The following is a 947-nucleotide window of genomic DNA, read 5'->3' as shown; positions in this document are numbered from 1 at the left end:
GGCCCGCACCGGCCGCCTCTACGACGGCTGGCTCCCCTACCCGCCCGACCCCGCCGACTACAGGACCGGCCTGCACGACATCCACCAGGCGGCCACCGCGGCGGGCCGTACGCCCGAGGCCATCACCCCGGCGCTCTTCGTCACCGTACGAATAGACGACGACCCCCGGACCGCCCGAGCCGCACTCGACGACTACGCCCGGGCCACCTACGGCATGCCCCTCGCCGAACTGGAGAAGATCCAGGCCGTCGTCGCGGGCACCGCGGAGCAGGTGGCCCAACGCCTCAGCCGGTACGTCACCGCGGGCGCCCGGCACCTGATCACCCGCCCCGCCGCCCTGAACCTGCGCGCCCAGCGCGAGCAGATGGAACGCGTCGCCGCACTGATCCCGGACCTGACGACCCCGTCACCGCCCCGAACCCGCGTTCGTCCCGGACAATAGGCGTGTGCTGGAAATGACACGCGAGGCGTTCGAAGAGCTGGTGAGCGAGGCCCTGGACCGTATCCCGCCCGAACTGACGCGGGTCATGGACAACGTGGCCGTCTTCGTCGAGGACGAACCCGACCCGTCCGACCCCGAACTCCTCGGCCTCTACGAAGGCACCCCCCTCACCGAACGCGGCGAGTGGTACGCCGGGGTCCTCCCCGACCGGATCTCGATCTACATGGGCCCGACCCTGCGCTACTGCGCGACCACCGAGGACGTCGTCCACGAGGTCGCCGTCACCGTCGTCCACGAAGTCGCCCACCACTTCGGCATCGACGACGAACGCCTCCACGAACTCGGCTGGGGTTGACCCACTCCTCCGGCCCGCCCCGCATACACGCGCCCACTCCTGGGCATACGGGACCAATGGCCAGCGTCCCCGTCGCAGCCCTGAACCACCTCCGCCGGGCCCAGCGCGCCCTGACCCACCGCTACCGCGCCCGCCGCCCCCGCCTCGCCC

The 947-nt window shown here is 71.8% G+C and carries 2 protein-coding genes; both read left to right on the top strand.

Annotation, left to right across the window (positions count from 1 at the left end; all coding sequences use genetic code 11):
- Positions 1-442 (top strand): LLM class flavin-dependent oxidoreductase (locus tag JHN45_RS52205; protein WP_201056545.1); only part of this gene is annotated, 442 nt, incomplete at its 5' end.
- A 4-nt stretch (positions 443-446) separates the two neighbouring features.
- Positions 447-797 carry a metallopeptidase family protein gene (locus JHN45_RS52200; RefSeq protein ID WP_026179323.1) on the top strand — a complete coding sequence of 117 codons (351 nt, stop codon included), beginning with the start codon at positions 447-449 and terminating at the stop codon, positions 795-797.
- Positions 798-947: the final 150 nt, after the last annotated feature.

The sequence above is a fragment of the Streptomyces sp. MBT53 genome, from assembly GCF_016654115.1.
In the GTDB taxonomy this organism is placed as follows: domain Bacteria; phylum Actinomycetota; class Actinomycetes; order Streptomycetales; family Streptomycetaceae; genus Streptomyces.
The sequence above is the reverse complement of the archived record's forward strand: the minus strand, read 5'-3'. Positions and strand labels throughout refer to the sequence as shown.